18 protein-coding genes and 1 tRNA gene are annotated in these 25,512 nt (G+C 56.2%); 11 read left to right on the plus strand and 8 right to left on the minus strand.

The window, feature by feature from the left end; all coding sequences use genetic code 11:
* The first annotated feature begins 568 nt into the window (after positions 1-568).
* The 7 genes from OSO_RS49265 to OSO_RS0140480 all read left to right on the plus strand — a co-directional run bounded on the left by OSO_RS49265 (position 569) and on the right by OSO_RS0140480 (position 9,958).
* The gene (locus tag OSO_RS49265; protein WP_010588388.1) at positions 569-2,395 is read left to right on the plus strand and encodes an ATP-binding protein; all 1,827 of its coding nucleotides are present in this window, start codon (positions 569-571) and stop codon (positions 2,393-2,395) included.
* The gene (locus OSO_RS47080) at positions 2,385-3,056 is read left to right on the plus strand and encodes a response regulator transcription factor (RefSeq protein ID WP_063710480.1); all 672 of its coding nucleotides are present in this window, start codon (positions 2,385-2,387) and stop codon (positions 3,054-3,056) included. Before OSO_RS49265 ends, OSO_RS47080 begins: the two co-directional genes overlap by 11 nt.
* 167 nt (positions 3,057-3,223) lie before the next feature.
* Positions 3,224-6,172, plus strand: coding sequence for an FAD-binding and (Fe-S)-binding domain-containing protein (locus OSO_RS0140460; RefSeq protein WP_010588390.1), 2,949 nt, complete (start codon positions 3,224-3,226; stop codon positions 6,170-6,172).
* 196 nt (positions 6,173-6,368) lie between these two features.
* The gene (locus OSO_RS0140465; RefSeq protein ID WP_010588391.1) at positions 6,369-7,916 is read left to right on the plus strand and encodes an MFS transporter; all 1,548 of its coding nucleotides are present in this window, start codon (positions 6,369-6,371) and stop codon (positions 7,914-7,916) included.
* Positions 7,917-8,156: 240 nt separating this feature from the next.
* The gene (locus OSO_RS0140470; protein WP_010588392.1) at positions 8,157-8,792 is read left to right on the plus strand and encodes a 3-keto-disaccharide hydrolase; all 636 of its coding nucleotides are present in this window, start codon (positions 8,157-8,159) and stop codon (positions 8,790-8,792) included.
* A gap of 269 nt (positions 8,793-9,061) precedes the next feature.
* Positions 9,062-9,763 (plus strand): hypothetical protein, encoded by a 702-nt coding sequence (locus OSO_RS0140475; RefSeq protein ID WP_010588393.1) that lies wholly within the window; start codon positions 9,062-9,064, stop codon positions 9,761-9,763.
* 122 nt (positions 9,764-9,885) lie between these two features.
* Positions 9,886-9,958 (plus strand) — tRNA-His (locus tag OSO_RS0140480).
* Positions 9,959-10,225: 267 nt separating this feature from the next.
* On the opposite strand, the gene OSO_RS0140485 is transcribed toward OSO_RS0140480, so the two are convergent.
* Positions 10,226-11,152 (minus strand): sugar phosphate isomerase/epimerase family protein, encoded by a 927-nt coding sequence (locus tag OSO_RS0140485; RefSeq protein WP_010588394.1) that lies wholly within the window; start codon positions 11,150-11,152, stop codon positions 10,226-10,228.
* Positions 11,153-11,489: 337 nt separating this feature from the next.
* On the opposite strand from OSO_RS0140485, the gene OSO_RS0140495 reads away from it, so the two are divergent.
* The 4 genes from OSO_RS0140495 to OSO_RS0140510 all read left to right on the plus strand — a co-directional run bounded on the left by OSO_RS0140495 (position 11,490) and on the right by OSO_RS0140510 (position 16,928).
* The gene (locus tag OSO_RS0140495; RefSeq protein ID WP_010588396.1) at positions 11,490-12,713 is read left to right on the plus strand and encodes a M16 family metallopeptidase; all 1,224 of its coding nucleotides are present in this window, start codon (positions 11,490-11,492) and stop codon (positions 12,711-12,713) included.
* 101 nt (positions 12,714-12,814) lie between these two features.
* On the plus strand, positions 12,815-14,539 hold the full coding sequence (locus OSO_RS0140500; RefSeq protein WP_010588397.1) for an SMP-30/gluconolactonase/LRE family protein: 1,725 nt from the start codon (positions 12,815-12,817) through the stop codon (positions 14,537-14,539).
* Positions 14,540-14,577: 38 nt separating this feature from the next.
* A complete protein-coding gene (locus tag OSO_RS0140505; protein WP_157606247.1) occupies positions 14,578-15,468 on the plus strand; it encodes a hypothetical protein in 891 nt (296 codons plus the stop codon).
* Positions 15,465-16,928: a hypothetical protein gene (locus tag OSO_RS0140510; protein ID WP_010588399.1), complete on the plus strand. Its 1,464-nt coding sequence runs from the start codon at positions 15,465-15,467 to the stop codon at positions 16,926-16,928. Before OSO_RS0140505 ends, OSO_RS0140510 begins: the two co-directional genes overlap by 4 nt.
* Before the next feature lie 31 nt (positions 16,929-16,959).
* On the opposite strand, the gene OSO_RS0140515 is transcribed toward OSO_RS0140510, so the two are convergent.
* The 7 genes from OSO_RS0140515 to OSO_RS0140560 all read right to left on the minus strand — a co-directional run bounded on the left by OSO_RS0140515 (position 16,960) and on the right by OSO_RS0140560 (position 25,472).
* On the minus strand, positions 16,960-18,405 hold the full coding sequence (locus OSO_RS0140515; RefSeq protein ID WP_010588400.1) for a DUF1501 domain-containing protein: 1,446 nt from the start codon (positions 18,403-18,405) through the stop codon (positions 16,960-16,962).
* A gap of 222 nt (positions 18,406-18,627) precedes the next feature.
* Positions 18,628-18,864 (minus strand): hypothetical protein, encoded by a 237-nt coding sequence (locus tag OSO_RS0140525; RefSeq protein ID WP_010588402.1) that lies wholly within the window; start codon positions 18,862-18,864, stop codon positions 18,628-18,630.
* 315 nt (positions 18,865-19,179) lie between these two features.
* Positions 19,180-20,601, minus strand: coding sequence for a serine/threonine protein kinase (locus tag OSO_RS0140535; protein WP_157606249.1), 1,422 nt, complete (start codon positions 20,599-20,601; stop codon positions 19,180-19,182).
* Positions 20,602-21,154: 553 nt separating this feature from the next.
* The gene (locus OSO_RS0140545; RefSeq protein ID WP_010588406.1) at positions 21,155-21,547 is read right to left on the minus strand and encodes an STAS domain-containing protein; all 393 of its coding nucleotides are present in this window, start codon (positions 21,545-21,547) and stop codon (positions 21,155-21,157) included.
* An 11-nt stretch (positions 21,548-21,558) separates the two neighbouring features.
* The gene (locus OSO_RS51265; RefSeq protein WP_157606251.1) at positions 21,559-21,729 is read right to left on the minus strand and encodes a hypothetical protein; all 171 of its coding nucleotides are present in this window, start codon (positions 21,727-21,729) and stop codon (positions 21,559-21,561) included.
* Positions 21,730-21,770: 41 nt separating this feature from the next.
* The gene (locus OSO_RS0140555) at positions 21,771-24,104 is read right to left on the minus strand and encodes an FG-GAP repeat domain-containing protein (protein WP_010588407.1); all 2,334 of its coding nucleotides are present in this window, start codon (positions 24,102-24,104) and stop codon (positions 21,771-21,773) included.
* A 72-nt stretch (positions 24,105-24,176) separates the two neighbouring features.
* On the minus strand, positions 24,177-25,472 hold the full coding sequence (locus OSO_RS0140560) for a hypothetical protein (protein ID WP_010588408.1): 1,296 nt from the start codon (positions 25,470-25,472) through the stop codon (positions 24,177-24,179).
* Positions 25,473-25,512 lie beyond the last annotated feature (40 nt).

Raw genomic sequence — 25,512 nt, forward strand, 5'->3', positions numbered from 1 at the left:
GTTGACGCAGATCGGGCATGGCAATCAATGCGCCTGACGATGCGGCGTGGGGACGATTGCAGGCACCCGTTTCGGGGACCCGAAAGGCAGTCTGTGGAACATCACAGAACGGCTTCTGTATTTCAGGCGGCGGCTCTTGGCTCCCCTAATCGTGGTGGTTGAGATTCGTTTGGGAGATTGTGGAATCTCAGGATATCACATGATTTCTTGAGGAAATCGAGAAGTCGCCGCGATCGCTTGTTTCGCACATCCGGCATCAAATTCGAAGCTGACAGGCGAATCAGGTGATGTCGACCGCACTCGATTGGAGAAACGAAGGTGCGCAGGAAATCAGCAGGTCTGTGCCAGAGAATCTGGCAGCGGAAGAGGCGTTACCAAGCGGAAACTTGGTAACGAGAGGAAAGCGAGAGGAAGCCAGAAACGAGAGAATACACTCGTGATACCGTGGTACACTGATCCGAGGATTTCGTTGTTGTGGGAACGCACTTTGCGGGATTCGTCTGTCGTCACACTTTATGAGGTGTGACTTGCGTGGTCGGCTCAACCATGTCTAACGTCTGAAATGGAAATGGATCAGTCCCCTAACGCGGCAGAAAATCCCACTCGGCGACTCGACAAGCGATCCTGGATCTCGCTGTTACTGGTCGCCGCGCTGATCGTCCTGCATCAATTTTTGATTCAACCTGCGCTCATGGGGCTGACGACCGATGCGCCCGTCATCAACTCCGCTGGTCGTCAGCGAATGCTGTCGCAGAAACTCGTCAAGTCGGCATTGGCGATGGTCTCTGCGGCTGACCCCTTCACGCGTGAACGTGCGCGAGCTGAACTGTCTACGACACTGAGTTTGTGGCGTGAGTCGCATGCACAGCTTCAATCGCGACCGCCGACTCTGATTCTCGGCCGTCATGAGAGTGACCTGATCCGGCAACGATTCTTAAACATCGAACCACATTTTCAGGCGATGATCACGGCCGCAGATGCCTTGTTGATCGATGACATCGATCCGAGCTCGCAGAATGCCCTCACAACCATGATGCGTCATGAATCCGATTTCCTGACCGGGATGCATGAGATCGTTGAACTCTATGAGAAAGAGGCGCGTCAGCATGTCTACCAGTTGCAGCTCTGGGGGCTGATGATCATGGCGGTCATTCTTGGCGTGCAATTGTTTATGCAGATGCGTGTGATCCGGCCACAATTGAGCGTGGTCGGCGACGAATGGAAAAAAATTGACGACCGATATCGAATGCTGGTTGAGTCAATGACCGATGGGCTGGTCGTGTTTGATTCGTCGGGACGAATCGAATTTGCGAATCGGCAGTTCGAAAACTTACTGGGACGTGAGACAGGTGCGCTGTGGGGACGGGACTCAGCGGATGTGGTGGACGCCAATGATCAACTGCCGTTCGAACGGCTTTTCACGGGTGATGGCGCGCCGAATGGGCCAACCGATTTGCGATGGCGTACGGCCAATGGTCAAATCGTCGAGACGATCATTTCACCGCGGCGGTTGACGAACAAGCACGGACGGCTCGAACGACTTTTGCTCGTTGTGACCGACATGACGGCCCGCGGAGCCATTGATCAGCGGAACCAGCAACTGAAATCAGAACTGGCGCACGCGGACCGTTTGCGTTCGATGGGAACGATGGCGGCGATGATCGCCCATGAGATCAATCAATCTCTGTGTGCAATCGCCAACTATGCCGAAGGATGTCTGGGGCTGCTAAGGTTGCCCACAACGGGCGTTCAGGAATTGAAGAACCCGCTGCAGAAGATTGTGCAGGCTTCGCAACGGGGAGCCGAGGTCATTCGCAGAACGCGCGACTATTCTCGTCGGACACCCGATCGCGTTTCGGTCGTGTCGGTCGAACATCTCCTCTGCGAAGTCGAAGAATTATGCCGTAGCGAGGCACGTCGACGGTCGGTTGTGATTGAACTGTGCGTGGCGAGTGACCTGCCGAGGATTGTGGTGGATGCGATTCAGATTCAGCAAGTCCTGACGAATTTGATTCAAAATGCATTTGATGCCTTTGAGCGGGCCAACTCGCCTGACCGTCGGATTGTTCTTTCGGCACGGCGTATTCGGGAGAGCGAGCTGGAATTCGCGGTGGCGGATACAGGGCCGGGGCTGCCCGATGGGGATTCGGAATCCTGGTTTCAGCCATTCGTGACGACGAACGACGATGGGACGGGATTGGGGTTGGCCATCTCGAAAGGAATTGTGGAATCGCATCACGGGCGTATCTGGGCCGAGACGCCTTCGGATACGGCCGGACCGAATGCACTGGGCACGGCGTTTCGATTTGTTCTGCCTTTGGAGGATTTTCCTGGAGGCCTTTCGCCTCGAACGACCGAGGAAGATCATGCTGCAGAGGCCGCTCATGTCCGATAAACCATTGGCAACGGCATTTATTGTCGACGACGACCTGGATATGCGTGGATCGCTGGAATTTCTGATTCAGTCCGCGGGTATTCCGACCTGCTCATTTCCGTCGGCAATCGAGTTTCTGACGGGGTTCGATGCGAGCCGACCCGGTTGTTTGGTTTGTGATGTTCGCATGCCCGAAATGACGGGGCTCGAATTGCTCGAACGGCTGAGTGCGATGCGCAGCCCCCTACCCGTGATCCTGATGACGGCCCATGCAGATGTGCCAATGGCGGTTCGTGCGTTAAAATTGGGGGCCGCGGAATTTGTCGAAAAGCCGTTCAATCCGCAATTGCTGCTCGAACGCGTCCAGTATGCTCTGATGGAAGACAATGGGCGGCGTGTCTCACAAGAGATCTGGCATGAGTTCGCACAGCGGATGCAGGACCTGTCTGATAAAGAACGCTCGACCCTAATGTTGATCATCACCGGGGCACCTAATAAGGCGATTGCCGGGCGATTGGAACTGAGCGAACGCGCTATTGAAGAGCGGCGCGCGTCGATCATGAAGAAATTGAACGTCAATTCGCTGGCCGAACTTGTGCGTCAGGTGACAACGTTCGAGTTGCTGTTTCCGCATCCGCATCCGCGTCTGTTGCGGACGTCATTCGACGAATCGCAGGAATGATGATGCCTTGCGGTGAATAAGAAGACAATTTCCCGCGCCTCGTCGATCGTGACAGACGACGACGGCCTCTCGAATGCGTAGAATGGGCTTCGGCGTCGCCGTCAAATCACGGAGAATCGCCTGCCGACGATCTTAATACGAATCTCAATTCAGGGGCCATTCTCGCTGTGGGCGCTCGTCAATCGCGACTGATCGAAGATTTGGCGGGAATCTTTCGTGGAGAGATCCACTGCGATCCGTTGTCGCAAGCGCTGTATGCGTCGGATGGCAGCCTGCACCAGATTACGCCGTTTGGCGTGGCGTGCCCACGTGATCGAGACGACGTGTTAACCCTGATGCGGTACGCCGCGGAAGAGGGTCTTGCCGTTGTTCCGCGAGGTGCGGGAACCAGCGTCGGGGGGGAAGCCCTTGGTACGGGAATCGTTGTTGATTTCTCGCGACATATGCATCGGATTGAGGAGATCGGATCACAAACCGTTCGGGTGCAGCCTGGCGTGGTTCACAGTCGATTGAATCGCGTCTTGAAAGAATCGGGGCGTTACTTTCCGCCTGATCCGTCCAATACTGCAACGACGACGATCGGCAGTATGTTGGCGCTCGATTCGGCGGGGTCGCACTCGATACGTGTTGGCTCGACACGCGATCATGTCGTCAGTCTCGAAGTGGTGATGGCGAATGGACGCGTCTTCGAAGCGGCGAACGAATCATTGGAGAGTCTGGCGACGGGCGCAGCCGACGCGCCGATCGAAGAAACGATTGCGCTCAAACGCATGCTGGCCAGTCGTCTGGCAACACTATTGTCCGTGAATGCGGCGCTCATCGACGAGAAACAGCCCGCGCGGCAATTTCGCAATCGTGCGGGGTATATGCTTCGCGGAGTGCTTGCCAATTCGACGGTTTCGTTTCCGCGACTGCTCATCGGTTCGGAAGGAACTTTGGGGCTGTTTACGGGCGCAACGCTGCGTACGGCGGCATTACCCGCACATCGCTGTGCGCTGCTCATCATTTTTGAATCGATCGAATCGGCCGTACAGGCGGTCCAGACCATTGCGCGGCTTCGTCCCAGTGCGTGTGATCTATTGGATCGCCGGCTGTTGACACTGGCGCGAGATCTTGATCCTCGCTTTGCGTCGTTGATCCCCGTGGCGGCCGAAGCGGCACTGATCGTCGAACAGACGGGATTCAGTCAGTCCGAAATCACGCTGCAGGTGCATGACTTGATGCTGCGGATGAAAGACTTGCCGGACGCGGGGCGGTCACTATTCGAGGCAACGACGTACGATGAAATCGAGTTCTTGTGGTCGCTGCCCTATCGAGTTGTGCCGCTGCTGAACCGCGCACGAGGCGAAACGTCACCACTGCCAATCGTTGAAGACATCGCAGTTCCGCCCGAGGCCCTGCCCGAATTTGTGGGGAAGGCGCGGCGGGTTCTGCAACGGCATGAAGTGACGGCGTCTATGTATGCGCACGCGGCCGCGGGACAGCTTCACATCCGACCATTCCTGCCAATGCCGCTGGACGCCCGGCGGATGGAGGATCTGGCGCGAGACCTGTACTTCGCCGCACTGTCAGTGGGCGGTTCGATCAGCGGCGAGCATGGTTTGGGGCTCTCGAGAACCGCCTTCCTGCGTTCGCAGTATGGCGAGCTTTACCGGGTGTTTCAGCAGGTGAAAACGATCTTCGATCCACACAATCTGCTGAATCCAGGCAAGGTCCTGACCGACGATCCGCATCTGACGATCAACCATTTGCGACCGCAATCCCTTGATCCTTCGCCGCTGGTGGAACTGCAGTTGAGCTGGACTTCTGCCGAGTTCGATGCGGCGGCGGCGGCCTGTCACGGATGTGGTTCGTGTCGCACTCAGGAACCGAACGAACGAATGTGTCCGTTCTTTCATCTTGAACCGTCGGAGCAGCGTTCGCCGCGTGCGAAGGCGAACGCGATTCGAGCGATCATGGATGGGCGGTTGCCTGCCCATGATCTGGCGTCGAGCGCGATGCAGACGTTGTCGCGGCTTTGCTTCAACTGCAAACAATGCGAACTGGAATGCCCCAGCAATGTCGACATCCCGCATTTGATGCTCGAAGCCAAAGCGCAGCACGTGGCGGCAAACGGTCCGAGAACCTCAGAATGGTTCGTGTCGCGGGTGCATGCGTGGGGCGATTTCCTGTGTCGCTTTTCCTGGCTGGTGAATCCGTTGTTGAATGTCGACAGCGTACGCTGGATTTTGGAACGGCTGTTCGGCCTGGCGCGTCGGCGCAAGTTGCCTCCCTTTGCGCGGCGTACCTTTCTGAACAGTGCGCCGCGAGACTGGCTCGCACCGCCTGTGTCGTTGAAAGACCCTGCACCGGTTATCTACTTCGTCGACCATTTTGCGAACTGTCATGACCCCGAACTGGGGTTCGCGCTGGGGAGAATTGTCGAGCATCATGGCCGGCCCTTTCATGTGCCACCGGGGCAGACGCGTTCCGGGATGGCGCTGATTTCGATCGGCGATCTCGAGGCGGCCCGGCCACTTGCCGAGAAGAATATCCGTGTGCTGGCAGAGTTCGCGCGCGAAGGATGCCCGATCGTGTGTACCGAACCGGCGACGGTGATCTGTTTGAAGCGAGAATATCCCCTGCTGTTGGATCACCCTGATGTGCAACTGGTGGCCGATCATGTCGTCGATGCCGGCGACTTTTTGGCGCGCTGGCACCAGAGCCGCGAGTTGCGAACCGACTTTTCGCCACTGACGTTTCATGCTACGTATCACACGCCGTGTCATCGCCGCGTGCTTGGGGCCGAGACCGCGTTGATCAACTTGTGCAGGTTGATTCCGCAGTTTCGGGCGTCGTCGGTCGAGCACGGCTGTTCGGGGATGGCGGGAACATACGGACTGACCAGCGAACACTTTGATGAATCGATCAAAATCGGCGCCAAGTTGATCGAGCAAATGCGTTCCAGTGAGATCGACTTCGGATTGACGGAATGCAGTAGTTGCAAGCTGCAGATGGAGCAGCAGTCGCCGACTCCGACGCTACATCCCCTGAAGGTTCTGGCGCTGGCTTATGGGCTTATGCCAGACGTGCGTCGACGGTTCAAGCCGAATTTGAAAAAGCGGCTGACGTCGTAGACGAAACGTGTGCCATCCTTCAAGAATCGATTGTCCAAGGCGGCCCTTCTCCGCTGCGTGTGTAGTCTGAATTACGAATGGCCACCCCGACGACGCTCCCTATAGTTGTTCGTCAAGGGCTCGCGGCGTAAACTCTTAACGCCTCGTGTGCCCGCCGTGTGCGTCCCGCCGATCGACAACTTCTGAGGATTCCCGCATGTCTGTTCCTGCTCCGACTCCAGTCGAGCCGATTCGGCTGACCGGTACGCAATGGTTGATTTGCGTGATCGCCGCAATTGGTTTTGCGTTCGATATTTACGAATTGCTGATGCTGCCGCTGGTGATCGGGCCGGCCCTGAAAGAATTGGCCGATATCACCCCTGCGAAGAAAGAACAATTCGCGCTGTGGTTCGGCTTGTTGTTTTATGTTCCCGCGGTCTGCGGAGGGATCTTCGGCCTGCTAGGCGGTTATATGACCGATCGCTTGGGGCGTCGACGTGTGCTGACGTGGAGCATCCTGTTGTATGCCTTCTCGGCGTTCGCCGCAGGCTTTTCGACAAGCCTGCCAATGCTGTTGTTTTTCCGCACGACGACGTTCATCGGGGTTTGTATCGAGTTCGTGGCCGCGGTCGCGTGGTTGGCGGAATTGTTTGACAACCACAATCAACGCGAAAAAGTGCTGGGTTATACCCAGGCATTTTCATCTATTGGGGGATTGTTGGTCGCTGTCGCCAGCGGGCTGATTCTGCAGTATGCGAATGCCCTGCCGGCGATTTCCTTGCCGAAATTTCTGAATCTGTTTGGCGGTGAAATTGCCAATACGCACGCCGCATGGCGATACACGTTGATGTCCGGTTTGATTCCGGCGATTCCGCTGATCGTGATTCGTCCGTTCTTGCCAGAGTCACCAAAGTGGGCACAGAAGAAGGCGGCTGGCACGTTGCGACGACCGAGCATTGCCGAATTGTTCTCGCCTGAACTGCGACGAACCACGATCGTGACGACGATCATGTTTGCCGCCAGTTATGGTGTGGCGTTCGGCGCGATCCAGCAGATGCCGCAGATCGTGGGCGGAATCGATGCCGTGAAGAAGGAAACGGGTGAGAAAGTCGCTGCCGCCAAAGCGAAGGAAATGGAGAGCGAGCCGGACAAGGAAAAGGCCACGAAGGCGGCTGGGATCGCGGCGGGGCGTGTTGCTGGCGAAATCCGCCAGAAGAAAGCGGCGGAATACACCAAGGCTCAAGAAGTGGGGGGGCTTGTCGGCCGCTTCGGATTGGCTTTGTTGGTGATTTACTTTGCCAGTCGCCGAACACTCCTGCGGGTGTTTCTGATCCCAGGGATGATACTGACGCCGATCATTTTCGTGCTGTTTGCCCGAGGTCAGGAATATACCTTCTTCAGTGCTGATATCAGTTGGATTCCCGGCTTCCACGGTTTTCATATATCACTGCTGGGAATTGGCATCTTTCTGGCAGGTCTATTTACCGTCGCGCAATTTAGCTTTTGGGGCAATTATCTTCCCCAGGCGTATCCCGTTCACTTGCGTGGAACGGGCGAAAGCTTCGCGGCCAATATTGGTGGCCGCATGATCGGAACTCCCTTCGCGGCCGTGACACAGTATCTGGCAACGATGGAGAACGTCATTCCGGGGGGATCGCCGGAAGCGAGGACCGCCTATGTGGCAGCCGGGATAGCGGGAACGTTGTTCCTCGTAAACCTGATCATGTCCTGCTTCCTGCCTGAGCCCAAGGCGGATCAGGAATGATTTAAGTCATAATGACTGAGCGAAGCGGGCTCGATTTTCTGAGGTACAGGAAGCGTTGCCAAGCATGCGCTTGGCAACGAGAAGACAGTAAAGGGGACAGGCACCTGACGGCGCCAGTCCCCTTTACTGTCTTCATTTACAGGTGCAGATTCATCTGGCAAACTGTGCCAGGAATGGATTGGAAAGTCCCGATCCGAGTATGTTTCTTTTGATTTGACCTCATTGCAGACAGGATTGCCGATGAAACAGCTTCTCGCTTCTATCGCCGTCGTTGCGATTTGTTCTTTGGGATGGGCGGCCGATCCGGCCAATCAAAAAGAGGAAGGCTTTGTTCAACTGTTCGACGGAAAATCGCTGAATGGTTGGAAAATCAATGAAAATCCCGAGAGCTGGACGGTGAAAGACGGGGAGATCATCGGCAAGGGGAAACGTAGCCATCTGTTCTACATGGGTGATGATAAGCCGTTCAAGAATTTCGAACTGCGTGTCGACGTCAAAACCGAAGCGAATTCCAACGGCGGAATCTACTTCCACACCAAGTATCAGGACGAAGGCTGGCCGAAGTATGGCTTTGAAGCACAGGTCAACAACAGCCACGGCGACTACAAGCGCACCGGCAGCCTGTACGACGTTGTGAACGTTGTCGAAACACATGTGCCTGACAATCAATGGTACACCGAGACGGTGATTGTGAAGGGCAACAAGATCATCGTGAAGATCAATGACAAAGCGTTGTTCGAGTACGCCGAACCAAAAGATCTGAAGCCGGGTGAGCAGTTCACACGCAAGATCGACCAGGGGACGTTTGCGTTGCAGGCTCATGATCCTGGCAGCACCGTTCACTTCAAGAACATTCGCGTGAAGCGACTGGACTAGTCTCGCATCCGTTTTGATTTTTGGGACACAGGAATTTCCTGGTGTACCTCATCCCTCGTTACCAAGCTCACGCTTGGTAACGCCTCGTGCGCCGCAGTTTTCCGTCGAGCAAAAAGGTGTCCTGGGACTCATGGGCACACGTCATAATGTGCGGGAAGCGTTGCCAAGCGGGAGCTTGGCAACGTGGAAAAAGTGTTACCAGGTGGGAGCTTGGTTAGGGTGCTGCCAGTGGCAGGCAAACGCCGAACGATGGTCATAGGAGAGTGCCGATGGCGTCACGAAATTGCTCATGTGCCGCTTTGATCCTCTTGATGTTGCAGGCAGGCAGCGTGGGACCGGTTTTCTCTCAGGAAATCGTCCCGGCAAAACCGAAGGCGCGAACCAACGGCAAGGAACCGGCGTCCAACCCCATGGCCGTTCAGATCCGCACGAGCGTTATGAATGGCGTGCGAATGATTACCGTGGTCGGAGATGAGGAAAAGGTCGAAATCACCGACAAAGGCGGCAAGGAGATCACCGTCAAGCACACCAGAATGGTCGCCGGAAAGCCGGAAACTACCGAGCACAAGGCGGACAATCTGGAGGCGCTGAAGGGGAAATCTCGCCTCGCAGCAGCACTCTATGAAAAGTATGCGGGGGCACCTCGGCAGCCGGTGGGAGGAATGCGCCCCTTGGCTGTCCCGCCCCCCGTCCCGGTGAACGGACGAGCGCCCATTCAGGCACAGTTTTTTTTGAATGACGATCCGGAATTGAGTCGTCCGGGACCTCGGCGGATTCGGGTCGAATTGAAGGATCGGCGGATCGAGATTTATGACGGGGCTGGGGCGGCGATTCGCATAAATATTGTGAAACGCGTGGATGACAAGGACCAGATTGAAGAAGTCCTGGCAGAAAATCTGGTTGACTTGATGGACAACCACCCCGAGCTGGGCCGTCTTTACGAGAAATACACAGGCATCAACACCCACTGATGTTTTTGGAAGAATGCCGGAATAAACCGCAATTTCTCAAGCGGTCAACGGCAAGAGCCGATGGAAAATCCGAGAAGCTTGCATCATGCTCAGACACCGATACAATCACTTCTGACGACATGGTGGCTATAGCTCAGTTGGTAGAGCGCCAGATTGTGGTTCTGGATGTCGCCGGTTCGAGCCCGGTTAGTCACCCCTGAAAAAGGCCCCGTTTGCTGTGACAGCAAACGGGGCCTTTTTTGCTGGTTAGAGCGTGGGTTTAAGGTCGTCGAAGATGAAGATTACGACGGCCCCGCGCCTCGGGGCCATCGTGCATGATTATCAACATGCATCGTGTTCTGGTGACGGTGCTGCAAGGTGGACGCTGAGGCCGCCGTCCGAGTTGACGCCGCGCGCGGCAACGTCAACTCGGTTGAGGTCCAGGCGAATCCAGAGTTCTCTGAGGCGGTCTCGAACAAACGCTTACGTCGTCAGTTCGGTTCGAACGGTCTCGAGCAGTTTCTTTGTCAACATGATCCCTTCGGGTTCGCTGTGCTTGCTGCCTTCGTACTCGATGCCGATCCAACCGCGATAGCCGTAGGACAGGACGATCGGGAGCAACTTCCGGTAGTCGAGATTGACTTCGTTTCCGGCACTGTCGAATTCATGAGACTTCGCGCTGACGCCCTTGGCGAATGGCATGAGTTCTTCCGTGCCCTTGTAGCGGTCGTACTGAATTTTTCCTTCGATGCGGAAGTTGCCAAAATCGGGCAGCGTGCCGCAGTTGGGATGATTCGCCGTGTGGATTGTCGATGACAACCACGTCCCGTTCGATGACAGGCCGCCATGGTTCTCGACGATCACACCGATCTGATGCGTGGCCCCAAACTCGGACAGTTTCCGCAGGCCGTCCGCGGCCAGCTTCATCTGTTCCCAATACGATCCGCTCGACCGGGCATTCACGCGGATCGAGTGGCATCCCAGAAACTTGGCGGCTTCGACCCATTTCTTGTGGTTGTCGACCGCTTTCAATCGCTTTTGTTCGTCGGGATCGCCCAGATTTCCTTCTTTGTCGATCATGATCAAGACACTCGTGACGCCGTTGTCGTCGGCACGCTTTTTGAGTTCCGTCAGGTAAGCCTTGTCTTCCGCTTTATCCGCGAAGAACTGGTTGACATATTCGACGCCTTCAATCCCATATTCCGTTTTGGCGACCTTCGCAAAGTCGATCGGATCGGCCTTCTTGTCGAAGTAGGTTCGGTGAAGCGACCACTGCGCCAATGAGATCTTGAACAGTGGTGGCTTTACGTCTTGTGCGATCGCGGGAGTCGATTTCATCAATCCGCTTGCGGCGGCAACCATTCCCGCACTTGCGGCCAGGAATCGACGACGTGACAGTGGCTGTACCATTTCCCAAATCCTTTAACAATGAATGCCTGTTCATGCACGCGGCGAGTTCTTCCGGCGGCCAGTGGATTCTAACGGGATTGGCCTGGGGTTTCGAAGCCGTGGCCGGATTGACTGTGGGTGTCTGGCCTGGCCGGTTCCAGGAGAGCCGGAGACCCATTTCCCGCTTGGCAGACATCGAGATTGCAAGAGGCGTTACCAAGCGGGAGCTTGGTAACGAGAGGAGGACGAGAGCGGGGGCTTGGGGGTGAGGAAAACGGCCCTTACAAAAACGACCGCTGGAATCTGGTTGCGGACTCGGGTAAACCTAGACTGTGACCCCCAACAGCAGAAAGGACGTATGACGTTTCACCACACGACCCTCGACAACGGCTTGGAAGTTGTCGCCGAGATTAACCCCGATGTGCACAGCGTGGCCTTTGGCTTCTATGTGAAAGCCGGATCGCGCGACGAAACGCCTGAACTCGCGGGAGTCAGCCATTTCCTCGAGCATATGGCATTCAAGGGGACGGAACGTTTTTCCGGTGAAGACGTCAATCGCATCTTTGACGAACTCGGTGCCGACAACAACGCGGCTACTGGGGAAGAGAGCACGGTCTACTATGCCGCGACGCTCTCGGAATACTTGCCGCAAGCGTTCGAAATCCAGTCGAGCATCCTGTATCCCACATTGCGGCAGGATGACTTCGACATGGAGAAGAAAGTGATTCTCGAAGAGATCGGCATGTATGCCGATCAGCCTTCATCGGTCGCGTATGACAACGTGATGCAGACCCATTTCGCCGGACATCCGCTCAGCCATTCGGTACTCGGTACGACTCAGACGGTCGGTGCCCTGACGTCCGATCAGATGCGGAAATACCATCGCGACAACTATCTTGCCGGAAACATCGTGCTGGCGGTGACCGGACAGACCGAGTGGGACACGGTACTGGAACTGGCTCATCGACATTGCGATGCCTGGCCGAAGGGAAAGACAGATCGCAAGGTCATGCCAGCACATCCGAAGCCCTCGGTGCGCTACATCCACAAGGATCAGTGCCAGCAAGAGCAGATCATTCAGCTCGCGCCCGCACCGGCGGGAAATGACTCGTTACGGTTTGCGGCCGAGTTGCTGTCGGTCATCGTCGGTGATGACTGTAACAGTCGGCTCTATTGGGAATTGCTCGATCCGGGATTGGTCGAATCGGCCGAGATGGTCTATTACGACTACGAAGACACCGGCGCGTATTTGACGTTCTTGAATGGTCCACCGGACGAGACGCACGCCAATCTTGCGCGGATCACGAAGATCTATGAGCAGGTCAACGCGAGGGGCGTGACCGCCGACGAACTGGTCCAGGCACAGAACAAAGTCTGTTCGCGGATCGTGCTGCGTGGGGAGCGTCCTATGGGCCGCTTGAACGGACTGGGTGGCAACTGGTTGCTTCGCCGCGAGTATCGTACGATCGCGGACGAAGTCTCGATCGTGCGAGGTATCACGCTGGCCGATATTCGCAAATTGCTGGATCAATTCCCTCTGGGCCAGATGACGACGGTCGGCGTGGGGCCTTTGTTGAATTGAAGACGGGCTCACCGAGAAGACGGGCCAACTGGATCGTGTCGAAGTGATTTTCATCAAGCTGATCAACGTCTGACTTGTCACATTCAACCGAGAGATTGACCATGGCGTGCTTCCGTTTTCGTGTCTTGCAGGCGTTTACGATCTGGTGCCTGGCCGCGATCAATCTGGCCCAGGCTCAAGGACCTGTGCCGAAGGGCGAGGTGCTGGAATACACCTTCGAAGATTCGAAGATCTTTCCCGGAACGACACGGAAAGTTTCGATCTATATTCCGGCTCAGTACAAGGAGGACACTCCAGCGTGCGTGTACGTCAATCAGGACGGGGTCCAATACAAGGCGCCCGATGTTTTTGACGAGTTGATCCACAAGAAAGAGATGCCTATCACGATTGGTGTGTTCGTGACACCGGGCGTGGTGCCGGCAACCTCCGACGAGGCGCTCGATCGATACAATCGCAGTTTCGAATACGATGGTTTGGGCGATGCCTACGCTCGATTCATTCTGGAAGAAATCTTGCCGGATGTCGAAACGCGTCAGGCGACGGATGGCCGCGCGATTGTGCTTTCGAAGGAAGCCAACGACCGTGCGATCGGTGGCGCGAGCAGTGGTGCCATTTGTGCATTTACTGCGGCGTGGGAACGGCCTGACGCCTTCAGTCGTGTCTTCAGTGCGATTGGAACGTATGTCGGACTTCGCGGCGGACAAAACTATTCGACGCTCGTGCGAAAATACGAACCCAAACCGATTCGTATCTTTCTGGAAGACGGCAGCAATGACCTCAATATCTGGGGCGGCGACTGGTGGATGTCGAATCAGGCGCTGGAACGATCACTGACGTTTGCGGGATATGAAGTCACGCATAACTGGGGTGAGGGTGGTCACAGTGGTGAGCACGCCACTCAGTTGTTTCCCGATGCGATGCGCTGGTTGTGGAAAGACTGGCCAGCGCCCGTCAAGACAGGACTTGGTTCACCTCAGTTGCAAGAGATCTTGATTCCTGGTGAGGACTGGAAGCTTTTGCCCGGTGAGTTTCAGCAGGTGGAAGGCCTGGCCGTGAATGCGAAGGGCGAAGTCTTTTTCAACGAAATGAAGAGCAACAAGATTCTTCGCATTAATCTCGACGGGTCTGTTCAGGATTTTGCGTTGAATGCGAAACGCGGTGATGGACATGCTTTCGGTCCGGACGGTCGACTGTATTCTGCAGCCACGTCGACGAGTCAGATCGTGGCTTGGGACGAAGCTGGTAAGCCGACGGTGATCACTGACGGATTTCGAGGAAATGATCTGGTTGTCAAATTCGACGGCACGATGTACGTCACAAGTCCAATCTTAAGCGGCCCCGAGGCGAGCAAGATCTGGTTGGTCGGAACTCGTGGCGACAAGAGGATTGTTGACACGGGTTTGAGGTTCGCGAACGGGGTCTGCCTGTCACCCGATCAATCCTTGCTGCTGATTAGCGACTATCGCTCGCACTGGGTCTACAGTTATCAATTGCAGGAAGACGGGGCACTTGCCCACAAGCAGAAGTATTGCCATTTGCATGCACCCGATACGGCCGATGACAGCGGCCCCGACGGGATTCGTTGTGATCAAGACGGGCGAATCTGGGTTGCCACTCGCATGGGGCTTCAGGTCTGCGATCAGCCGGGCCGGGTCACTTGCATTATTCCGACCCCGAACGGCAAGGTTTCGAATCTGACGTTCGGCGGGGAAAAGTTTGATACGCTTTACTGCACCTGCGGCGACCGCGTGTACTCGCGTAAAGTGAAGGTCCGAGGGGCAAATGCCTGGGAAGCTCCGGTCAAGCCTGCGAAGCCGCGTCTGTAAACATGGTCAAACGCCAGCCTGAACGAACTGCGAGCGCCGTGCCTCAATGTGATTGGCGTGTTCGTGGACTGATGCTCGTCTGGATCGGATTCACGCTTCTGGTCACGGGGTTCGTCTGGATTGTTCCAATCGAAGTCTTTCAGCAGTGGGCCTTCGATCGTGCGGGACAGGGGCAGTTCGAGCGTTTTGAAGCGGTCGGGTCTGCCGAGTTCTCTGTTTGGCTGAGTCGTATCGCGTGCCTTGCTGCGATATTTGTGTCCGGCATCGTCTGGTGGAATCTGGACCGCTGGGCGAACTTTGCCGCCGAGACGTGGGCCGGTCTGCGGGCGGTGACGCTTTCGAGTTCTGCTTCGAACAATTCGACCTCGCGATCACTCGTCGGCCGCTTGCGGACCCTGGGCGGCCGAGCCCTCTTGATTGTCTGGGGCGTGCTGTTCGTCGTTCATTTCGCGAATGGAATACGCGAGCGGATCCATGAATGGCCCTACTTTCGGTTCAACTCGGGTGACGTCGTGCTGCCGAATATCAGCGATTCAAACCGCGCGGTCATTCGTTATCTGCGAGAGGCCACACCCGAGAACGCGCGAATTCTGGTTGCCAGCGACCAGAAGCTCTTCTTCCTGTCGTACTACTTGAGGCCGCGGGTGTTGCTCCATCGCATGCATCCCGAAAGTGAGCACGTGATTCCGCTGAAGGATCAAGAACGGAAGTTGAATGCATATCGACTTGAGGACCTGTCACCGCACGATCTTGAACAGATGCCTCACGATTACACGCTGGAGTATTTCGAACATCCCGATTTCGTCGAGCGAGGCCGGTTGCTTGAGGATCGCGGATGGATCGAATTCATGCGACGACGCGAGCAGAATCCGACGCTGATTCCGCCGTACGTGGTCCGGTTGCGACCTGTGGAAGGAACTCGCCCATGATGGGACTGGTGTTTCTTACCTTCGGAATCGTCGGCCAGTGGCTGTTTGGCGTACTGCTCGCGATGGCAATCTTCTGTCGACCCGGTCGAGCGCCTCGTCCCTTTGCCGAGCTGGCAGGATTCGGTTGCGTGCTGGGAATCGCGGGCACAGCCTGGTGTCTGTTCGTGTGGTCATTCTGTGGCGGACCGTTGGGAACGACTCCCAGCGTTCTGATCACCGTGATCGGGTACGGTGTGGGGGGGCCATTCGCCTGGCGCCAATTTCGCTCGCGTGATCGGGAGCCGACGGCGCCTGGGGTGATCTCACTCGTGACGCGGCAGCAACGAGCGGTGGCCTGTGTCTGTCAGGCACTGATTGCCGGGTTGTTCGCAGCGTGCGTCCTGCAGACCTTGCAGACCCCACAGAAGCTGTGGGACGAACGGTCAATTTTTGCGATCAAAGGGCGTGTGCTGTTTGAAGATCGTTCGATCAACAGTTCAACCTTGTTGCATCCCGATTTCGTTCAGTACCACCCGCGCTATCCGTTGCTGTTACCGCTGGCCGAAGAGCACATTTACGCATTATTGGGCCATGTCGACGATCGGCTGTCGAAGCTGGTGTTTTCGGCGCTGTATCTAGGAATGGTGCTCGCCGTTGCGGGGGTGCTGAGTCGCCATTGGTCCTGTGATCGCGCCTGGATGACGGCGGCAATGGTGGCCACGGTACCGGCACTGATGCCGTACGAGTACGGTTTCCTGTGTGGTCAGGCCGACGCGCCAGTGGCCTGTTTTCATACTGTCTCGGTGCTTTATCTTTGGGATGCTCTGGTATCGCAGCGCCGAGGTGTGTTTCGCACCGATGCTCTATTGGCCGCAGGCCTTTCTGCCGGCGCAACGGTTTTTACAAAAGATGAGGGGATCGCGTTCTTCATCATCGATACGGGAATTCTTGCGCTGTTTGGCGTTCTCAATCTCCTCCGTGGAATTCGGATTCGTGATTCCCTTATCGCGATGACGCTCTTCCCCGTCACCGCAGGGGTGATGCTTTTGCCATGGTTCCTGCACCGTCGTAGCCTGCCGCTGACAACGGAGATGAACTACTTCGGTCGAATGACGCTCGCGATGTTCGTTGGCCGAGTTCCGACACTCGGTTGGTCAGGGCCACATCTGATTCGTCGGATGTTTTGGGAGTGGCGCGAATGGGGGCTGCAATGGTGGCTGATGGCAGCGGCCTGGATTGCGTTTCCGTGGCGTGCGCTGCAGCAGTCCCAACTTCTCTTCATTCTGGATGTTGTCGGGGCACTCGCATCACTTCTCGTCGCGGGCATGTTGGCACCGGCCCAGTTGGATGAACACATTGGTGGTTCGAGCCACCGCTTTCTAATGCAGATCGCGCCGGCGGCAGTGCTGTTCGCAATGACGCAGTGGTTCTCAGAACGCGAATTGACGTCACCAGCGGATTCGGGTTCCGGCGGAAACTGAACCCGGAAACTAAGCACGGGCGCCGGTCCGTTCACGCGAGCGCTTCTGTGATGACATGTCCGTGATCCAGAGCCGGCGACGGTCGTCCCTGGCGATCGGGGACGCGCGTTTCGGGCTCGATTCCCAGGCAGTGATACATCGTGGCGGCAATGTCGGCGGGGCCATAGGGACGGGTCAGCGGGTAGGCGGCGTGTTTGTCGCTGACGCCGACGACTTGTCCCGCCTGAATGCCCGCGCCTGCGAAGAACATCGAGCCACATGCGCCCCAGTGGTCGCGACCGCCAAGAGAATTGATCTTGGGAGTTCGCCCGAACTCAGTCAGGTAAACCACCAAAGTGGAATCAAGTAACCCGCGCTGCTTGAGATCCGTGATCATTGCCGCGAATGCCTTGTCGATGCCTGCGACGCTATAGCCGCGTTTGCACATCTCGGAGACATGCGGGAATTTTTGTTCCGGAACGTTGTGGATGTCCCACAAGTTGCCGTAGTCGGGATCATAGCCATAATCGACCATGACGAAGCGCGCGCCGGCTTCGACCAGGCGTCTGGCCAGCAGACAGCGTCCACCGATCTTGGTGCGACCATACTCGTCGCGAACGGCGTCCGGTTCGAGCGTGATATCAAATGCGTTGCGAACCTGAGGAGCCGTCAGCAGATTCATGGCCCCGCCGAAATGTCCTTCCATCGCGGGAAGGGCTCCCGATTGTTCCACGTCTCGCAGGGACTGCTCAAGACTCGATCGGAGCTGACTGCGTCGTTCCAAACGCCCAATCGTCATTTCTTGCAAGAATCGAAGCTCGGGCGGATTCAGGTCTTCGTCCATCAGGGGCGAGGGCAAATCCTGTTTCTCACCCACCGTGAAATCCGGCTGATCGGGTTGTCCGCCAACACAGAATGGCGCGTACTGGTTTCCCAGCCAGCCGCCGACGAACAAGTTGTGGGGTGGCGGGCCTGGGCGTGTAATGCCAGGCACCGCGATATAACCGGGCAGGCCGTTACGAGGTCCCAACAAGTATTGCACGATGGAACCGATGTTGGGTTCGGTGAAGAGCTGCGCCTGAGTGACCTTTCGGCCGGAGAGGGTGTACACCTGACTGAGCAGGTGATCGTCGCTGTCGTGCGAGAAGGATCGGACGACACACAGGTCGTTTGCAATCCGAGCCAGATTCGGACAAACCTCGGCAAATTGGATGCCTGGCAGAGACGTCGAGATGGCGTTAAGCGTACCGCGTATTTGCTCCGGTGCCGTGGGCTTGGGATCGAGCGAATCGAGTTGGGTCACGCCCCCACCCATCCACAGAAAGATCACCGACTTGGCTTTGGCTGTCGCGGAGGGGATGACATTGGCGCTGACACTGCGATGCAGAAATCCTGGCAGCACTGCGGATGACAGCGCAATTGGTCCGACTTTAAGTAGATCGCGACGGCAGACCAGTGAACGCAGCTGTTCCGACTGTGATTGACGGAGTCTCGACATTCAGATTCGTCCCGGCAGAACCACAAGGGTGAGACCAGTCCTAGTCAAATAGGGCTGACGACGTTCCGAAGATCGTATCAAGACTTCCTGTTCCGTAACACCAGCGAATGAACGAAGTGTCACGATCCAAGAAAAGGTGAGCGCACGTCTTTCGGTAAACGAAAGACTGTTGTCGTGTGGTCCAATGAAACCTGGACATATGACCAATCTGATCGTTGCCAATCAGCGATTTTTCGAATCCGTCCAATCACTGATCTCGGGTTCGATCACGACATCGGGGCGTCCATGATCGCTGACAACCTGATTCGAAACTGTCTGTACTCGGTACAAACCCGCGAAGCAGAGCAGGAAAAATCCAATCGCGATCAGTACCGCAAACAAGTAGCCAATGCTCCTATCAGTGTTTTGGGGAAGTGATTGATAGAAGCTTTGATCGAGGTCGGTTTCAAGAAGCTTCATGAGGGCACCTGTAGGGTGGAATCGTGTCTCGCTGGTTTCACCTGATTGACGCGAAGCAGATTCCATTCCAGGTGCCGACAGATCGCGAAGGGATTCCGAACGAATCGATTGAGTCGGTCAGGACCATCGTCAATGGCGAGATCGATCGTCGACGGACAATCGGTGAGAGCGTGGCCTGTTGCTCGAAGTCAACGGGCGTTGCAATTTGGAGACGTCGTTGGTCGTGTCACAACAGGAGCAACGACGTCTCGATCGGGTCCTGATCCCCACTGTTTTGGGTGTTCGTCCGAATCAACCAGAGCCGTTTCACCGGAGTTAGACGTTCCACATTTCTTCGAAGGCCTGGCGGATGCTGCGGAGCGTGACCGGATGGTCGGACAAGATCCGAGAATGGGCCGTATTTGCGATTTTAGGGACCAGGTCGAGTTGGTGCTTGGACAGCACGAACACGACCGACGTTCCCGACGAACGACAGACGGACAGGGCCTGTTCGAATTGGGCCTCGGCATCTGCGCCCAGTGTGGCTCCCATGAGAACCAACCCTTTTGGGGTATCCGTTCGAAGTCGAGTGAGGGCGCGTTGGAAATCGCCCAGCATCAGGACGCGATAGCCATGCTTGGAAAAGTACTGACGCAACGAATCCTGATGTCGGATGCGTTCTTCCACGCACAGCACCGTTGGCGAGGTCGACTTGCCGGCCGCCTGGGAGGAATTGTCACCGGTCGGGGCTTGATCGCCCAGGGTCGCGCGCAGGTCGCGTAGCAATTCTGTCGGTGTCTGATAGCGATCGAAAGGATTGACACAGAGTAATTGGTCGACAATCCGCGTCAGATTTAGGGGCAGTGACGGATCGACTTCGCACAAGGGGCGAACGTCGCTGTACCGACTGTATTGCCGACGATCTTCTTTGTTCTTTGATGGAGTATAGGGCGGCTTGCCGCTGAGTAGTTCGTAGAAAATGGCACCCAGAAAGTACAGGTCACTGCGGGGATCGTTATCTGGTGCACCGCTGCCGCGTTCCAGCGTCGCGTATTCGACCGCACGATCGACTTCGTCGTCGATCGATTTCATGGAAGCGTCCTGTCCGGCCAACCCAAAGTCGACCAGTTTGGCGATTCCCTGGGCGCTCAACAGCACATTGGTCAGCTTCATGTCGCGATGGGTCAGGCCGACGGATAACGCGTACTCAAGCCCTTCCGCGATATCGATGGCGTAGCGAGTCGCTTCTTCAGGGGAAAATTTTCCACGGGCTTTCAGCAATTCGCGAAGGTTGCCCCCTTCGACGAACTCCATCGTCAGATAGTGCTGATTGCCATCGGAACCGACTTCATAGATTGGGACAATGTTTTTGTGTTTGAGCCGCTTGCCAAGTTCGCCTTCGCGTTTGAAAAGGGCGACCTTGCGAGGATCTTCGGCCCAGCGCGAGCGGAGCACCTTGATTCCGACCATCTTTCCGTCATCAACGGAACAGCCGCGGAAGACGCGCGCAAAACTTCCTGATGCGTTGCGGTACAGCAATTTGAACCGGCCCAGCAGCAAACCCTCCAGATCGCGCTTGCGTAGCTTGGCGATTTGATAGGGTGTCAGCAGGTGGCGGTTTTCCAGCTCTTGAATCAGGCCATCAATACTTTGGCCACGCGACTGTAAACGAACCATGCACTCCTGGAGTTGCGGCGATTCGACCAGTTTCGATTTCGTGAGGTAGTTCTGGAAATTTTGCAGGCTCAAAAAATGCATCAGTGACTCGATCCGCATTCTTTCAGAAAAATCTGAAAGAGGGGCAATTGCTGTACCAGTTTCGTGAGACCGCGCTGCAACGGAAGAAACGACCAAACTCACTTACGGAAACGAGTTTGAGCGGTTTGTGTTGCGACGACGCCATCTCGGTTGCGTTTCAGGCCCTTGTCTGTCTGTTGAACAGATGCAGCACGATAGTATGGCCCGATTCATCGTTCAAGTGGCGATCCGATTTGTGACGGGCGACCAATTTGTGAGTGGTCACCGCAATGCCGGTCACAACGATGAAGAGGATCGTGTCCCCGGTCGAGGGAAATTCGCCGCCAAATCACCCGTCAAATCTCAGGGCCAGGGGCCCGGTGGGAGTCCAGCGGTACAGGCAATCTGTCCCGACGGGTTTGCGCGCATCGCCTGCAGACTCGCGAAGCTGCTCGTTACGAGGTCACCGCTGGTTTGATGTCCACCAGGGTGAGCCCATTGCGTCAGTCGTTCCCGGCAGCAGGAACGACGCTGCTCAGGGGATGTCAGATTTGGAGCACAGCGGATCGCCGCATCATTCGAAAGCGACTTCCTTGATGTCGAACAATTGTTCAAGGCGAGTCATCTGTAAGACTTCACGTACGTCGACCGAAGGATTGTAAAGTTCGATCCGATCCACATGTTTTCGTAACGATGTCAGGACGCCCAGCATGCCGCTCGGAATCAGCGTGACACCTGTCAGGTCGAATGCCAGCACTTTAACCTGGAATTCGTCGATCATGCGAAACAGTTGTTCGCGGTATGACGAAATGCAGACTTCGTCAGGAACATCGCGACCTCCAAAGCCGACAACTGTCAGCTCACCTGTCTGGTACACCTTCAAGACCTGCGGGTCTTTCAGGTTGCCGATTTTCAGGGCCGAGTCGTTGGGGCTAGGGTCGGAGTCGTCGAGAACGCTGTCATTCATCGTCAAGATCCTTATTCCTGATCACGCATCGACACAACACCCTTGCCATTGGGATTCACGGCAAGTTCACTGATCCCGGCGGGCCAGTGTTCTGACGTCAGCAGCGGTTTGCGACCGCATTCGAGTGCCTTGAGCGCGGCAGAAAAACTATACCGCTCCTGAAATCCCCTCGCTACAAGCAACGTCTCGTTTCTGAGAAAGGCGAAAACGGCTGGCCATCATTTTACTGGGCGTCATCTTGGGGATAGACGAGCAGGCGATCGTGCGCGAGCAGGATCAGATCTGCAAGACCATCGCCCGTGACATCGGCAACCAGTGCCTCGCGCGGTTCTGCCTCTTTCGTATTGTCGTCGTTCCGGAAGGACTTTTGTTCGTAGACACGAAAGTAGAGTGCGTGCCGCAATCCGTGATTCGGACGATACTGGATGATTTCGATGTAATGGCTGCGGGTGTCCGTCATCGCCAGATCAACATATCCATCACCATTCAGATCGCCTGCAACCACATCGGTGGGGTAGATCTTTTCCAGTTGGCTTTCGAATGACGCAACTTCTTTGATGGCAGGAGTGCTACCACCCGCGAACAGCACCGCGAACTTGTCGGCGCTGAAGAGTAAAAGGTCATCCTTCTTGTCGCCGTTCAAATCGACGACCTTCAAGGCCTTCAGGTGGAAATCCCCGATATCGATTTCTTTCCAGGGCTGGTAAGTCTCTTCCAGCTTTTTGAGAATTCGAAGCTTATGCAGGCTGCTGTCGACTAGTGCGATTTCCGGTTCTCCATCGCCATTGAGATCAATGATGGCGCCCGCGATGATCTTGGCGTTTGATTCGGCGATGTTGAACTGATCGGCGACTTCCCAGCGTTTTTGCGGGTTCAGGATCATGTGTCGCGCAAAGTTTTCTTGTGTGATCAGCAGGCCTTTTTTCCCGCCCAGTTTACAAAGGCTGACTGCCCCCGCGCCACCCGATCCGACGCCCAGATTTCCTGTCACCACAATTTCGGTGGGAACTCCCCCGTCATTCAAGCTGAATAGTTGTGGTGCTTTCGATCCTTGAAAGACCATGAGTTCCGGTCGATCGTCACCAATCACGTCCGCCAGGACCAGGCGTTCCGGCGTTCCTTTGAGATCCAATGGGGTCGATGTCTTGTCGCCAAATTTGACGGGCTGCCACTCGTCCTGCTTCACCCGCTTCATGGCATATAGAGGGTATTCCGTCGAACGGCTTTCCTTCTTGACCTTGGACAGGAACAGGACTTCAGGTTTTTTGTCACCGTCGATGTCGGCAATTTCGATCAGCGATGCATCGGTGTCGGTTGGAATGGACTGGGGGAACGTTAGGCGTCCGTCTTCGAAGTGGCTGACGCCCAGCGTCTTTTCTGGGCCGCTATGGATGACAAGTTCCGACTTCCCCTGACCGTCGAAGTCGACGGCCCGGATCTGGTCGGTTCCCGTCAGGCTGGAGAATGGGGTTCCCATGTCCAATCCCTGACCCGGATGTTGCCTGAAGAGCAGCATCCGCGATGCCTCGGGGTCGGTCACGACAAGATCGCTCAGTCCGTTTCCGTCGAAATCGCCCACCGCGAGATCGCGATCTTTGCCCGAGCCCTGTTTTCCGAAACCGTACTGGATCAGCCGTTCTGGCAATTCGTTCGGACCTAGTTGCTTTTGGACAACGTTCAAAATTTTCAGTCGCGCGGTGCGTGAATCAATTGTCAGGATCTCGTGTCCCGGCTTGCCGTCGACATCGCGTAATGACACGGCACGGGGGCGTTCGAGGTCAAAGACATATTCGGGACCAAGTTGCCCATTCGACAGTTGCAGGCGCGCACCCAGCACGCGATTCAGACCTTCGCCTGCCAGATAGCACAGGTCTTGCCGCCCATCGCCATCAAGGTCCGCGATCTGGGCCAGTCCCAGTTCGTCTGACGTATTCATGAGGCGTTTCGGTGGGGCGAGGACTCCCTTTGATGTCTGGTAAAGCAGAATCGTTTCATGCTTGCCAAGAATGACGAGATCGTCAAAGCCGTTGGCGTCCAGATCACCCGCGGTCAGGAACCACTGTGAGGGTGACACGTCGGGGATTCGCTGTTGCTTCTTCTCGGTCCAGTCGCCCTGTTCTGGCTGAAAGCGAATGACCAGTTGATCGGGTGTCCCAAAATAGACGATGTCCGTTCGTCCGTCGCCGTTGAAATCACCCAAGGTGACGGCGGCGATTTCGTGATCGACCGGCAGTTTCTGATGTTCGAACCGCCAGTTGCTTTCGATGGCATTGATATCGGACGGCCTGCCAGACTTGTCCTTGGCTTCGGGCGGCGCTTTGCGCTGCAGCAACAGATCGAGTCGGCTGTGGCCATTGTCGATCAGGATGATGTCCGTCAGGCCATCATGATTCAAGTCGCCGGTCAACATGTTGCCGGATCGTTCGGTCAGCTTGACCACCTCGACAGGTTTGAATCCGTAATACGGAGCCAGCTTCGAATCGTCTTCGGCTCGGACAGGTGGTAGGAACATCAACGTGGCAAGCAAGTACATCCCACGTCGTGAAATCGTCGGCATGAAATTCGATCCTTCCGTCTCTGGGCCAGTTGGCCAATCATTGCAATTCTGTCTGTCCTGCAATTCCGTCGATCAGCCTGCGTCGACATACGGTCCGCGGAAAAACCCCGTGTCTTTGGGGGCCGCATATTTGACGTCGAGCGCCGGGCTGGTGATCACTTTGCCTTTGTCGTGAATCGAGTGCATGGCCAGGTCGGTCAAGGTGCTCGTAAGCAGCGTTCGCTCGACTGGATACGGCGGTGTGCCGGAGGCAAAAAACTTCTCGATATTGAATGTCAGTGGATCGAAGAATCGCGCGCCGGGGGGTGAGGGCAGGAAGAAGCAGCTTGAAATCGGTTCAGACCAGCCTTCAATGCTTGCGGCGAACCCGAAATCGGATGTCTGTTCCATCAAATTCAGAATGGTGCCGCGCGTGCCGTCGTGGTATTCGACGAGAGCGGCTTGGGGGTTCAGCACATTTTCGCGAATCGGTCCCGTGTTCCGGCTGGGACAGCGTGACAACGCGGCTTCGAGTAATCGCCATGACCAGCGGTCTTCGTCCCCCGCCTGCCAAACCGCGTCCCCTTCGAGAAACTGCACCGATTTAATGCCCGTCTCGCCCCCTTTGCGACGTTCCATCATCGACTGCAGAACTTCGAACGCGTGGAACAGATAGATCTCGACGACCGATCGCTCGTAACCAAACGTGACGAGTCCTTCTTTGAACGGCGTTCCGACGGTCGGTTCGATTTCAGGGCGGCGCCATGTGACGGGAAGCGATGAACCGGCCATCAAGCCAAACTTCAGGTCACGCGCGGTTTGGACCATTTTTGCCGCGAGTTTGTGGTCATACGACAGGTGCTTGTCGACGAAGATCGGAACCGAACGGCCCGTTTTCTTGAATACATCGACGATCTGTTCGAAGAATTCATAGCGTGGGTACTGCAGCTGACCGAATTTATTCTGAGGGTAGTCGCCATGTTCGATGATCAGCAGCACCGCGTCGATGTCCAGTCCCTGTTTTTCCCCCAGGGCTTGCGAGATCGTCTTGCACAGTTCGATGCCGTGTTGCTCGCACGTGCTGGGTCCCAGGTCATTGGCCGGTTGTTGATGATTCCACATCCGCACCAGTTCAAAGGGCGGCTGATGGTGGAAGCCGTTGCGTGTGTAGCCATGAATGAATCGACCGGCGATGTGGTAGGCGTGCGAGCGAAGCCGGTAAACGGAGTTAATCGCGGCGACCCTCGGTTTTCGTTTGACCACCGATTCCGTGGGCTCTTGCCGGGCCGCTCGGTCGGCGCCCGCGGCCAATTGATGTGCGCCAACGGCAAGACCTGCGGCGGATGCCAGGAATGAACGGCGACAAACTTCATGGCCAGACTGCGTCATCGATTCGCTCCGGGAAGACTGCCTTTTTTCGCGATCGCGT

It is taken from the genome of Schlesneria paludicola DSM 18645, assembly GCF_000255655.1.
GTDB classification, from domain to species: Bacteria; Planctomycetota; Planctomycetia; order Planctomycetales; family Planctomycetaceae; genus Schlesneria; species Schlesneria paludicola.